This is a genomic window from Kordiimonas aestuarii, from assembly GCF_025574465.1.
Lineage (GTDB): Bacteria > Pseudomonadota > Alphaproteobacteria > Sphingomonadales > Kordiimonadaceae > Kordiimonas > Kordiimonas aestuarii.
The window spans coordinates 479,956-491,203 of sequence record NZ_JAOBPP010000021.1; the positions used below are offsets into that span (position 1 = coordinate 479,956).

Annotated in this window: 9 protein-coding genes; 3 read left to right on the top strand and 6 right to left on the bottom strand. The window is 58.1% G+C overall.

What is annotated here, in order from left to right; all coding sequences use genetic code 11:
- The first annotated feature begins 12 nt into the window (after window positions 1-12).
- Window positions 13-1,773, top strand: coding sequence for an amidase (locus tag OEU85_RS14880; protein ID WP_262692300.1), 1,761 nt, complete (start codon window positions 13-15; stop codon window positions 1,771-1,773).
- A gap of 169 nt (window positions 1,774-1,942) precedes the next feature.
- A complete protein-coding gene (rpmB, locus tag OEU85_RS14885; RefSeq protein ID WP_262692301.1) occupies window positions 1,943-2,236 on the top strand; it encodes a 50S ribosomal protein L28 in 294 nt (97 codons plus the stop codon).
- Between the two features lie 91 nt (window positions 2,237-2,327).
- Here the strand turns inward: rpmB and OEU85_RS14890 are convergent, their stop codons facing one another.
- Genes OEU85_RS14890 through cobS form a run of 4 tightly spaced genes read right to left on the bottom strand, consistent with a single transcriptional unit; the run spans window position 2,328 to window position 7,127 of the window.
- Window positions 2,328-3,221, bottom strand: coding sequence for a sulfotransferase family protein (locus OEU85_RS14890; protein ID WP_262692302.1), 894 nt, complete (start codon window positions 3,219-3,221; stop codon window positions 2,328-2,330).
- A 9-nt stretch (window positions 3,222-3,230) separates the two neighbouring features.
- Window positions 3,231-4,226, bottom strand: a complete 996-nt coding sequence (locus OEU85_RS14895; RefSeq protein WP_262692303.1) for an esterase-like activity of phytase family protein — start codon at window positions 4,224-4,226, stop codon at window positions 3,231-3,233.
- A gap of 5 nt (window positions 4,227-4,231) precedes the next feature.
- Window positions 4,232-6,091, bottom strand: a complete 1,860-nt coding sequence (cobT, locus tag OEU85_RS14900) for a cobaltochelatase subunit CobT (protein ID WP_262692304.1) — start codon at window positions 6,089-6,091, stop codon at window positions 4,232-4,234.
- A gap of 37 nt (window positions 6,092-6,128) precedes the next feature.
- A complete protein-coding gene (cobS, locus tag OEU85_RS14905; RefSeq protein ID WP_262692305.1) occupies window positions 6,129-7,127 on the bottom strand; it encodes a cobaltochelatase subunit CobS in 999 nt (332 codons plus the stop codon).
- A gap of 171 nt (window positions 7,128-7,298) precedes the next feature.
- Here cobS and OEU85_RS14910 point away from each other — a divergent pair, with 171 nt between their 5' ends.
- Window positions 7,299-7,568: a BolA family protein gene (locus OEU85_RS14910; RefSeq protein WP_262692306.1), complete on the top strand. Its 270-nt coding sequence runs from the start codon at window positions 7,299-7,301 to the stop codon at window positions 7,566-7,568.
- A 24-nt stretch (window positions 7,569-7,592) separates the two neighbouring features.
- On the opposite strand, the gene OEU85_RS14915 is transcribed toward OEU85_RS14910, so the two are convergent.
- The gene (locus tag OEU85_RS14915; protein ID WP_262692307.1) at window positions 7,593-9,362 is read right to left on the bottom strand and encodes a PAS domain-containing hybrid sensor histidine kinase/response regulator; all 1,770 of its coding nucleotides are present in this window, start codon (window positions 9,360-9,362) and stop codon (window positions 7,593-7,595) included.
- 346 nt (window positions 9,363-9,708) lie between these two features.
- Window positions 9,709-10,998 (bottom strand): glycosyltransferase family protein, encoded by a 1,290-nt coding sequence (locus OEU85_RS14920; RefSeq protein WP_262692308.1) that lies wholly within the window; start codon window positions 10,996-10,998, stop codon window positions 9,709-9,711.
- Window positions 10,999-11,248: the final 250 nt, after the last annotated feature.

An 11,248-nucleotide genomic window follows, 5' to 3' on the forward strand; every position in this document is an offset into this window, starting at 1 on the left:
ACGGGAGCGTGTATGGCTAAACTTGGAATGGACAGGCGACAGATCCTTAAGGGTGCGGGCATATTAGGTGGTATTGCGGCGGCGAGAGCGGCCTATGCCTACGTGCCCGAAACACCAAACCCGCCGGTTAAAACGCCTGCGGACCTCGCCATCGCCGAACGCATCGCGGGGGTAAGCTATACGCCTGACGAACGCGCCATGATCCTCGACGAGCTTGAGGACATGCTCGACCGGCTCAGGCGCCGACGCGCGGGGGTGACGCTCAGGAACTCGGATGCGCCCGCCATGGCGTTTGACCCGCGCCTGCCCGGCAAAACCTATGTTGTGCAATCAGGCAGTGTGCAGCTGGCCTCCGAAGCACCGGGGCCCTTGCCCAATGACGAAGCCGTCGCCTTCGCACCTGTGCATGCTCAGGCCTACTGGATCAAAAACGGGCTTCTGACCTCAAGCCGCCTGACCGACATTTATCTTTCACGCATCAAACGGCTGGACCCCAAGCTGAAAAGCTTCATCACCGTGACCGAAGCGGTCGCGCGCGAGCAGGCCCGCGAAGCGGACGTGGAAATTCGCTCGGGCCGCTACCGGGGGCCGTTGCACGGCATTCCGTTTGGCATGAAAGACATCATCGATACCAAGGGCATCAAAACTACGTGGGGCGCCGCACCCTATCAGGACCGCACGGCAGAAAGTGACGCGGCTGTGACAAAACGCCTGCGTGACGCGGGAGCCGTTCTGCTTGGCAAGGTGGCGCTGGGCGCGCTTGCCTATGGCGACCTGTGGTTTGGCGGCGTGGTGCGCAATCCGTGGAACCTGAATGAGGGTGCGTCGGGCTCCAGCGCCGGTTCCGCGTCCGCTACCGTCGCGGCGCTTTGCAGCTTCGCCATCGGTACCGAGACCATGGGGTCGATCATCTCCCCGTCCGCCCGATGCGGCGCCGTGGGGCTGAGACCCACATTTGGCCGCGTGCCCCGCACAGGGGCCATGGCGCTTTGTTGGTCACTGGATAAAATCGGCCCGATCTGCCGCAGCGTCGAGGACACCGCGCTGGTGCTGGAAGCCATCAACGGCCATGACGCGGGTGACCCCGGCTCGCTCGACTGGGGATTTGCCTATGACGGCAAATCCGCCGCCGCCGGGGATATCAGAATAGGGTATGACCCCAAGTGGTTCACCGGCGAGGACGCCACCGACCTTGACCGGCAGGTACTGGACCAGCTCAAGAGCATGGGTTTCGCACTGGTGGAGATTGCGCTGCCGAAACTGCCTTACTCCACCCTGCTCACAACGGTGGAAGTGGAAGCGGCGGCCGCGTTTGAGGGACTGACCCTCTCTGACGAAGACGACAGACTTATGTGGCAGGGTGACAAGGCATGGCCCAACACCCTGCGGGCGGCGCGTTTCCATAGCGCCATCGAATATGTACAGCTGGACCGCTTCCGCCGCCAGGTGATGGAGATGATGCACTCCATGTTCGACCAGGTGGATATGTTCGCCTGCCCCAACTTTGCTGGCGATATGCTGGTGATCACCAATTATACCGGGCACCCAAGCCTTTCCCTGCCGCTGGGGCTGATCAAACGCCAGACCTTCCCGCTGACGGGCACGGAGGATAAAAAGCTCGGGTTTGAGCGCCGGGTGCCCTATGGCTTCACCCTGTGGGGCAACATGTTCCGCGAGGACCAGCTCATCGGCGTTGGCCGCCTTCTGGAGCGCGCCGCCAATTTCGGCGCCCACCGCCCCGCACTTCTTGAAAGCCTGAACCGCGAAGAGTAAACAGGCGCAAAGCCGCACAAATGCTATAGTGCGCGAGTCAAAAAGCTTGACCGGGGCAGGCGAATCGTCTACCTACCGCGCCAGCTATTGCCCAATCCGGTCTCTAGCGAACATGAATTCATAAAGATTCCCGGGGGTAACCCCGAGCAGAAAAACAAGGATAACGAACATGTCGCGCGTATGTGAACTGACCGGCAAGAAAGTAATGACAGGTAACAATGTGTCGCACGCACACAACAAATCCCGTCGTCGCTTCCTGCCAAACCTGACCAAAGCAACCCTGATTTCCGACACGCTGGGCCGCTCTGTAAGCCTGCGTATCTCAACCCATGCGCTGCGCTCAGTGGAGCACAACGACGGTCTTGATAACTTCCTTCTTAAAGCTCGCGACACCGACCTTTCGGCTGCTGCGCAAAAGCTTAAGCGGGATATCAAGAAGAAACAGGCTGCTGCGAAGGCCTAACGGCAAGCCTCAACTGAGGCAAAAGCGCAAGTTTCAGGAAACGCCGTGGCATCAACGCTGCGGCGTTTTGCTTTTGCATCCGCTGCGGCTGCTAGAAATAACACCCGTAAATTTCATAGTCCCGCGCACAGAGGGGACGGACCTGTTCCTCAAGCGCAGGTGTGGGCTCAAGCGCTACCATGTTCTTGGAGTGGAAATTGTGGATGGCCGGAATGGCGGTGTTCGTCTTTTCGCTCAGTTTCGCCCGAAGCTCGTCCATTCTGGCGACCAGGCCAACCCAGTCATAGACCGAGGGGTCATCACCGGCAATATCACTGAGCGGATTGGTGTGGGCCCGCAGTGTCGGGAAGACCTGCCGGTAGCGGTGCAGGTTTTTGAGAAACTGGTCATACGTCGGTTGCAGCCTCAGCCCCATGAAGCTCTCCCGCTTGCCCACTTCCTTCGAGAGATCGTCGGTGAAGACAAGATTGAACCTGTAGTAGGACCGGAGCCTTGAAATGGGGTCCCGCACCACGAGAAACCTGAACCAGTCGGCATAATCGACCGGCAGCTTTGCCCGCACCAGCATGCGGTAGGGTGCCTGCTCAAGCATGCGGGAATGGGAATGCCCCTCACCCCGCTCGCCGGTCAGAATATGGTAAAGCATATCCTTCACGGTGGTGGAGCCGCATTTGGGAACATGCAGGTATAATAGCTTGTGGATCTTGAGGGCCGTGAAGGATGACATTTCCGATCGGATCAGGGCCAGCTCCGTCGCTGTCGGCATATGGATATGATCCACGATACGGCGCATGATCAGTTCCGCCGCAGGCTCATCTCCCAACATGAGCAACACGCGCTTCTTGAACCGCCACAAACGGACATGATCATGATCAGCAAGGGCCGCCTCGACAAGCCGGTAGGCGGCTTCAATTTCCTCTGTCAGGAGAAGCTCCCACGCCTGCGCGATGCAGCGGTTTACTACCGGGTTCTTGCCGCGTTCCATAAAACCTGATTACGGGCTTTCAAGGGCAAATACAAGCAACAGCGTACGCTGGCTTTTACGGAAATTATCATCCGAGATCATCACCACCAGTGGAGTTTGGCCCGGCCGCTCAATCACGTCGAGGCCCTCCATATTGTCAACCGTTTGCGGTGGTTCAAGGTGCATCACTTCGCCCCCTACAAGCGTAGCGCCCGCCCTGATTTCCGCAGCCGGGATGCGTACAAGCTTGGCAGACACCCCGTCAAAGAGCGAATAGCGCCTGAGCAAGATCAGCACATCGCCGTTTTTCAGGGTAGCGGCGTCCGTGGGGGAATAATTGCGTGGTGGCTTGAAATAGATGGTCTCGCTGGCGTCATGCCCTACCAGCCAGCCACGCAGGCGACCCAGCTCATCTACCCCGCGCTCGGGAAAGCCCAGCAGTTTGCCATCCGCAAAGGTGATGGCCTCCAGCCCGCTATTGTTGGCAACGCCGGTGAAATCCATCAATGCCGTATAGGGCGACGGCATGACGGTTCCGTCGGCAGCCACATGTACAAGCCGGTGCTGGCCCTCAAAGGACACCAGAAAGCCATCGCCCTCAGTGATAACGCTTTCCGAATCCAGCGCCGCCTTGCTTTTGCCCTGTGCGTCATCCGAGAAAGGGCGCATTTTCGCCGCCGTCAGGGGCATGGCGGCTGTCGGGTCAAAATGTGCGCCAAACCAGTCGCCGCGATCGCTGACCGCCACCAGGCGCCCATCAGGCCGGACCACAAGGCCAGAGAAACCGCCAAAATTGACACTATCGGCCGTCAACGCCCATCCGGCGACATAGGTGGCGTTGCCGACCGTTCTTTGCGTCGGGTCGCTTTCAAGAAGCGGGACGGGTCGGGCGGTAACCGCGACCGCAATCTCGGTCGCGAGCACATCACTCGGCTTGTTGCTCCTGATATGCTCGTAGACACCAAACCCTGTTATCAATGCCGCTGACAAGACAAGGACAAGAAGCTTTTTGGCGTGACTGGGCATGGCGCTCAGCGGATACGCCTTGGTGTGGGGATGGCTTCCTCAAACAGCGAAGCGAGTTGTTCGGTCATGGCGCCGCCCAACTGTTCGGCATCAAGGATGGTCACGGCGCGCTTGTAGTAGCGCGTGACATCGTGACCGATGCCAATGGCGATAAGCTCCACGGGCGAACGGTCTTCGATCCAGCCGATAACCTGCCGCAGGTGGTTCTCCAGATAGACACCTGAATTGACGCTGAGCGTGCTGTCATCCACCGGCGCACCGTCGGAGATGACCATCAGAATGCGGCGCTCTTCCGACCGCGCGATCAGGCGGTTGTGTGCCCACATCAGCGCCTCACCGTCGATATTTTCCTTCAGCAACCCCTCGCGCATCATCAGGCCAAGGTTCCGGCGCGAACGCCGCCACGGGGCATCGCCGGTTTTATAAATGATGTGCCGCAGGTCATTCAGCCGCCCTGGCGTCTTCGGCCGGCCAGCCTGCAACCATTTTTCGCGGCTCTGGCCCCCTTTCCACGCCTTGGTGGTAAAACCGAGGATCTCCACCTTCACGCCGCAGCGCTCCAGCGTGCGGGCGAGGATATCGGCGGAGATGGCCGCAATCGAGATAGGCCTGCCACGCATGGAGCCGGAGTTATCCAACAGCAGGGTCACCACCGTGTCCTTGAACTCGGTCTCGCTTTCGAGCTTGTAGGAAAGGGGCTTGGTCGGGCTTGAAACCACGCGCGCGAGGCGGCCTGCGTCAAGGATGCCTTCTTCAAGGTCGAACTGCCAGTGGCGGCGCTGCTGCGCCAACAGGCGCCGCTGCAGCCGGTTTGCAAGCTTGGAGACAGCACCGGAGAGATGCGCCATCTGCTGGTCGAGATATTTGCGCAGGCGTTCAAGCTCTTCGACGTCGCACAGCTCTTCCGCTTTCAGGACCTCGTCATATTCTTCGGTGAAGACTTTATAGAACGGCGTATCCGGCAACTGGTCGAGCGGTCGGTTGGGCCGCCATGGTATTGTACCCTCGTGCTTGCCCTCTCCAGCGTCGGCTTCGCTGTCGTCCATTTCCTCCATGGCCGCTTCGCTTGACGCTTCGTCTTCGGCGGTTTCGCTTTCGCCGTCCTCGGACGACTCTGCTCCATCCGAGGAGCCTTCGTCATCCTCTCCGGGGTCGCCATCCGGGCTGTCGGGCGCGTCGCCCTCGCCGTCATCGGGTTGGTCGTCCTCATCATCGCGGTCGCGCTTGTCACCGTCGCCATCGCCGATCAGCTCCGCGATGATGCTGCGAGAGATAACGGACAGGCCGCGCTGGTCCTCGACCTTGTCTTCAAGGGTGTCAAGAAGGTGACCGACACTTTCCTCAAGCCACTTGCGCTGGCCCTCAACCGCGACAACCGCGTTTTCAGGCGGCGGGGCACCGGTAAGCCGTTCCCGCACCAACAAACCCAACACAGAGGCGAGTTTGCTCTCTTCGTCGTCCGTCGGGCGCGACAGGCCGCTTTCAAGCGCGCGGCGCTCGGTGACGGCGGCGAGGTTCGATTTCATGCCCGACATGGCACGGGCACCAATCGCCTCATAGCGGGCCTGTTCCACAGCATCAAAAATCGCGCGGCCAACGGCACCGCCGGGCGCCAGTTTCGAATGCAGCTTGGCATCATGATGGCGGTGTCTGAGGGCGTAGCTGTCAGCCTGTCCCCGCACCTCGGCGACATCTTGCGCGCGCACCTTGTGCGGCAGATGCGAGACACGCATTTCGCCAGCCACATAGCCGGGTGCGTCGGCGGTGAACTTGACCTCAAGGCCCTTGTCCTCCGCCACGGCGCGCGCGGCGGCGGCCAGCGCGTGCTCAAACGTCTCTTTCGGATTTTGGCTGCCGTCTGCCATTCAGATTACCCTAAACTCACCTTCACGGTGCGCCGCCTCAGGTGTTCACAACCAGATTGCTGGCCGATTCCTTGAGCTCCTCGCCAAAGCAGCGCTGATAATATTCCGCCACAATCGGGCGCTCTGCCTCGTCACACTTGTTGAGGAAGCTGACCCGGAACGCAAAGGATATGTCACCGAAAATACGCGCGTTTTGCGCCCATGTCAGCACGGTACGCGGGCTCATCACGGTCGAGATATCACCGGCCATGAAACCGGTCCGGCTGAGGTCTGCCACGCGTACCATATTCGAGATCGCCTTGCGGCCATCGTCGGTGTCGTAGCTCGGCTCCTTGGCAAGGATGATGTCGGTTTCGGTATCGTGCGGCAGATAGTTGAGCGTCGCGACAATGTTCCAGCGGTCCATCTGGCCCTGGTTGATCTGCTGCGTGCCGTGGTAAAGGCCTGTCGTATCGCCGAGTCCAACCGTGTTCGAGGTGGCAAAAATACGGAACGCCGGATGCGGGCGGATAACACGGTTCTGGTCCAGCAGTGTCAGCTTGCCCTCAACCTCCAGCACACGCTGGATCACGAACATCACATCCGGTCGGCCCGCGTCATATTCATCAAAGACAATCGCGGTCGGGCTCTGCAGCGCCCACGGCAGGATGCCTTCCTGAAACTCGGTCACCTGTTTGCCGTCACGCAGCACAATGGCGTCCTTGCCGACAAGGTCGATGCGGCTGATGTGGCTGTCGAGGTTCACACGAATGGTAGGCCAGTTGAGGCGCGCGGCCACCTGCTCAATGTGGGTGGATTTACCGGTGCCGTGATAGCCCTGGATCATCACCCGGCGATTGTGGGCGAACCCGGCGAGAATCGCCAGCGTGGTATCGGGGTCAAACACATAGGTGCTGTCGATATCTGGCACATGCTCGGTGCGCTCCCCGAAAGCAGGCACTTCCATATCAAGATCGAGGCCAAAGGCATCACGAACGGAAACTTTTTTCTCTGGCAGGGTCAGGCTAGGAAGCTTTTCAGCCGCAGCGGCACTCATGGACAGTATCCTCTTGTCTAAAAACTTTTGATAACCATTCTAAAGAATGCATCATGGGTTTACCAGTGACTGGGTCAATATGAAACAGCACATTTAACTTGGGTATTGTGCGCTTGAATTGCCAGACAGCGGTATATAGCCCCCTCACATGAATAGGAAAGTATGGCGAATATGGGTGAAGTCACCGAGAGAATCGAAAAAAAGCTGCGCGCGGCGCTTGAACCGACCCACCTTGAGGTGATCGACGAATCGGAAGGACACCGTGGGCACGCGGGCTTTCGGGAAGGTGGCGAAAGCCACTTTCGCGTGGTGGTCCGCTCGCACGCTTTTAAAGGGCAAAGCCGCCTCGCGCGCCAACGCATGGTCATGGGCGCGCTCAAGGAAGAGCTGGCCGGCCCGGTACACGCGCTTTCTATTCAGGCGGAAGCCCCTGAGGCCTGACCCCCTGTTCCAATGCACATTGTTCTAATGCACATTGTCGGAGCCCCGCGGCAACACGGAGACAATCGCCTGATGCGCTTCCTTAAGGTTGAAGGGCTTGGTGATAAACTTGCGAAAACCCATGTTCATTGCGCGCTGGATAGTTTTGACGTTCACGTCGGCACTGACCGCGATAACCGGAATATCCCGTGTCTGTTCATTGGCGGACAGCGCAATCTGCGCTTCAAATCCGTCCATTCCCGGCAGGTTCAGGTCCATCAGAATGAGATCGATCTTTCTGTCCATTGCAACGGCGATGCCGTCTTCTGCGGTTAGTACCGTGATGAGGTTGATGCCGGCAATATCGCCAAGGAACTGGCGCATCAGCGCCGTGTTGGCCGGATTATCCTCGATATAGAGAATCGTCGCCACATCGGTTGGGGTGGGGGACAAGCGGCGCTGGATTTTCATCTCAAAGGCCACGTCCGCCCCACTCCCGGTGCGGATCATGCTTTTGGCGGCAGGCAGGTCAATCCAGAACTTGGTGCCCGCGCCAATTTCACTTGAGAGGCCAATTTTGCCGCCCATGGCCTCAATCACTGTTCTACTAACCGAGAGGCCGATGCCAGTGCCCTCGATAATGGACGCTTCGCGACCCAGACGGTTAAACGGCTCAAAAAGCTGATCCCAGTGCGCTTCCGGGATGCCGTCCCCGGTATCGGCGATCGTTATACGCAGGGTTCCCGGCACGGGTGTGTCGATATCAAAACTGACCGAGCCGCCAGCCTTGTTATATTTGATCGCATTGGTCAGCAGGTTGGTAATCACCTGTTTGAGCCTGACCCGGTCGGCCCGTACGGCGAGGCCCTCATCCACCTGTGGCAAGGCACGGATCGAAACCTTATGCCGGTCGGCCAGGGGAGCCAGCATCTCGGCACATTCCGCCAGGGCGCTGCCCGCCGAGACGCTTTCAATACTGAGCTTGAGGTTGCCGCATTCGAGCTGCGACAGATCAAGCACTTCATTGATCAATGTCAGCAGATGTTCGCCACTGCTGCGGATATGGTTTAGATATTCGCGCTGCCGGTCGGTCAGCTGGCTGGACGGCCCAATTTCGAAAAGTTGGGCAAAGCCGAGGATGGCGTTGAGCGGAGTGCGTACCTCATGGCTGATGGAACTGAGGAAAACTGTTTTTGCCCGGTTGGCGTTTTCCGCCGCTTCCTTGGCTTGTACCAGTTCACTCTTGGCACGGGTCTCCGCTGTCATGTCGCGGACGATACCGCCGTAATAGACATTGCTATCCGCCGTAAACTGGTTGACAGCCAGGTAAAGAGGAAATTCGCTTCCGTCCTTGCGGCGGCCCGCCACCTCACGCCCGATACCGATGATGCGGGCTTCCCCGGTCTTGTTATAGGCACCTACATAACCGTCATGTTCCACTGCATATCGTTCCGGCATGAGGATTTTGACATTGCGGTCGAGAAGTTCATCTTCCGCATAGCCAAAAATGGCCTCGGTCGCCGGGTTGGCGGAAACAATGCGCGCGCGGTCGTCAATGACAATAAGCCCGTCCACAACGGTTGCCCACAACGCATCAAGCTGCGCTTTCGAGCGCTCAAGCTGCGAGGCCCTTCGCCGCTCGAAAAGCTGGTGCAGGAAAACCAGCAGAAGGAGAAAGAAGCCGTTCAGTATCCAGAGATACTGTTGCCACTCGCCCCCGACAAGTGCGCCATGAAGCAGCAATCCGGCGGAGACAACGGCGAAAACCTGCACGCGCGCCTTCATCATGAACGGCAAGAGGCAAAAGGCCAGCACACTGTACCCCAAGGCTACAAGAATGCCCTCACCCCAAATAACTTCGCAGCAAAAAAGGAGTGCGGTATATATTACAAGAGAATAAGCCCATGTTTTCTTCACATTTCAATCCCAAACAAGAAAGTAACTTTGTTATCGTGGAAAGAAGATGTCCAGTTTAGTAACACAGTATTCAAATTAAAAGTCTATTAGAAAAACTTCAATGGGTTGGCGTTTTAAAAAGCCTTTAGGAAAGTTGCGGCGTTTGTAGCAAGTGAATACGTATTATGGCGATGGTTAATTTTCGATTGCAACGCCATGTCAGATGCGCCGCGGGCCGCATTTTAATGCGGGCTGGCGTCGTGGTTCAGCCGACACTCACGGTCTCGCACTCAGGGGCGGGCTGCCAACACTCGAAAATTTGAGATGCCAGTTTCTCCGGCCGGTTCTCCGCCTTGAAGGCCCGGGCCAACCGCAGGCGCTCTTTCCGGTTCATTGGTGGGTCTTCAATGGCGCAGGTAACCGCTTCCAGCATAGCACGCGCGGAAAATTCACCAAAAGTGACATAGGCCGCGCCAAGCCGGGCCGCCTCGCGGGCCAGCCAGCAGTTTTCAGGCACCACAAGGATATTCGCCGTTGCGATTGCCTCCCACACAATGCCGGAGGACCGGTTGAAATAGACCCCTGCATGGTAGGGCACCAATACAATTTCACTGTCGTTAAAAAGGGCACAGTAGGGATCTGTTTCCTGCAGGCGAGAACTGTATGAAAAATTCTCATGCACACGGTCAAGCGCTGAAAGCGCTCCGTGCGCCGGTTCGGCGGAAACATCATCTTGCGGCCACCCTACCTGCACGACAAAGGTCCAGTCCTCATGCCTTGAGCACAAGCCAGCGGCAATGTCCTGCAGGAAAAAAGAGCCCTTTTCGTTTCTGGGGGCCCCTGCATGCAGCAGCACCTGACGGGCCGGTTGCTCGCGCAGCGGCGCGTAAGGCTGAACGGCTGTCGCCAATATGGGATAGGTGGGAACGGGTTTGCCCCGTAGGTAGCTGTATTGCTCCGCATGGTCACTGCCGCAGGCGAAAAAATGCATGCCTGCCGGTTCGCTTTCCAGCTCCCGGAAGGCGAGCTTGTAAAAACGCGCGGTGTCAAAACTGTCGATCTGGATTTTCTGCCGCGCGGTATCGACAAGGCATCCGCTTGGCCCCATCAGATAACAGATGACCGTCGGGCGCTCGGCTTCCGGCAGCGCACAAAACCAGCGCACCACCCCGGTTAACTGATACTGGAGGATGGTGGGAAAGATCAGGATGTCGTCTGGCTCAATACGGTCACCGGGGCCGCCGTGCAAATTGTCCGCTGTCAGGTGACTGCCCACAAAAAGGCGGGCCAGTTCCTCGAACATCACCCGGTTCATATCGAAATATTTGTCCCAGTTTTTTAGCAGGTCCCGACGGCTGTCGGTATGCCAACTGGTCTTGGTGAAATGCCGCACAACCGGCACGCCATCCAGCGTGGCGTCCTGAAAGTTGCCATGGCTGAAGATGGTTGTTTTATAGCCCTTTTCGGTGAAAAGCGCCGCAAAACAAGCGTCCCATCTCGCATGGTGCCCGGCATGGCTGGTTAAGCCCGGATCACAAATATATACCTTCGCCATGTTCGCAAGCCCCACCTGACATTGTCAGCAGGACGATGGAACACACAGAACACGAAGTCAACGCGAAGAAGCTTTCGGGTGCTTGGATTTGGCTGCGGCGCCCTTCTAGAAACGGCGACGCGTTATCTGCACACGGCTGTAGGTGACACCCCCAGCGGCAACAGCGATCAAAAAGAAGGAGAGTAAAAACTCGGCAAATGTAAATTCAGTCATTTTATTATCCTCGGCAGTGGATCTTTATTTTTTCGAT

Bases quoted from the DNA above. Each gene is read 5' to 3' on its own strand.
- OEU85_RS14895 (WP_262692303.1), bottom strand. From the start codon at position 4,226: ATGCCCAGTCACGCCAAAAAGCTTCTTGTCCTTGTCTTGTCAGCGGCA.
- cobT (WP_262692304.1), bottom strand. From the start codon at position 6,091: ATGGCAGACGGCAGCCAAAATCCGAAAGAGACGTTTGAGCACGCGCTG.
- rpmB (WP_262692301.1), top strand. From the start codon at position 1,943: ATGTCGCGCGTATGTGAACTGACCGGCAAGAAAGTAATGACAGGTAAC.
- OEU85_RS14920 (WP_262692308.1), bottom strand. From the start codon at position 10,998: ATGGCGAAGGTATATATTTGTGATCCGGGCTTAACCAGCCATGCCGGG.
- OEU85_RS14880 (WP_262692300.1), top strand. From the start codon at position 13: ATGGCTAAACTTGGAATGGACAGGCGACAGATCCTTAAGGGTGCGGGC.
- OEU85_RS14890 (WP_262692302.1), bottom strand. From the start codon at position 3,221: ATGGAACGCGGCAAGAACCCGGTAGTAAACCGCTGCATCGCGCAGGCG.
- OEU85_RS14910 (WP_262692306.1), top strand. From the start codon at position 7,299: ATGGGTGAAGTCACCGAGAGAATCGAAAAAAAGCTGCGCGCGGCGCTT.
- cobS (WP_262692305.1), bottom strand. From the start codon at position 7,127: ATGAGTGCCGCTGCGGCTGAAAAGCTTCCTAGCCTGACCCTGCCAGAG.